General features: G+C 41.4%; 1 protein-coding gene and 1 pseudogene. Both read right to left on the bottom strand.

What is annotated here, in order from left to right:
• Positions 1 to 287 (bottom strand): annotated as a pseudogene (locus LG31_RS20925) (hypothetical protein); the annotation flags it as partial.
• Positions 288 to 538: 251 nt separating this feature from the next.
• Positions 539 to 847 (bottom strand): hypothetical protein (locus tag LG31_RS21255; RefSeq protein WP_202963004.1); only part of this gene is annotated, 309 nt, incomplete at its 5' end.

The raw sequence follows: 847 nt of genomic DNA, 5'->3' as shown, positions 1-847 counted from the left end.
AAATAGTACTGAGGCTGGCCATGAGTGATCATCAGATTCGAGAATAAATGAATGAGTGAGTCGGGATTGCGTGTTGTAGAGATAAATCTCGTGTTGTCGAGATAATCATGTCCAAAGGAGTGAACTAATGGGTCATTAATTCCGTTCCCAGGCGATGTGGCGGAAAATTCCCACTTAAATATCTCCGCTGGAGGCCTGCTGTCGTATCTATAAACAAATTTTGGTGGGGATGCAAAAGCCATGAAGGTTGCAATTAAAACACCCATAAAAATAAATATTTTAATCATCGACTTAATCCCGTTATTTGTTGTGTACTGGAGTGATGAGCTCACCGCGCAATAGGGTGTTAACTGCCTTATAGTCTTGATTAAATGGATTCAACAAAAGCAGTTTGTTTTTTGGCGGAATGAGTGCTGTTTATGTGTAGTTATAAATATCACGTTTTTACTTAATTAGGCGTGGTGATAGCCACCAATTATTGATGGCTATTGCATTGATCAGTATTTATGTTGCCACACTGCGGGTAAACATAGGATATCTATCCTGCCTTGAGTGCGATTTCATCAATATCATCACAGCGCGTCCCCCAATGATCGTATGCATCAATATTTGCGCCAGTTAGTAGAGCTGTTTTCAATAAAGTCAGATGACCAAGCCCAATGTTTGCATCATTCAGGTTGTAACCCGAGTTGATCGCTATGCCACGTATAGTTGGGTCGGAGGCGGTTTTGTACTCGAAATAGATGCAGTTACCATTATCTGGACATCCAACCTGCCCTTCTTTATATCCAACCAACACTTTGGTGACAATTCCGTCACGTATGCATTGAGTCGCATTTGCGGTACC

The organism is Aeromonas lacus (genome assembly GCF_000764665.1).
GTDB classification, from domain to species: Bacteria; Pseudomonadota; Gammaproteobacteria; order Enterobacterales; family Aeromonadaceae; genus Aeromonas; species Aeromonas lacus.
This window is presented reverse-complemented; position numbering and strand designations above follow the sequence as displayed.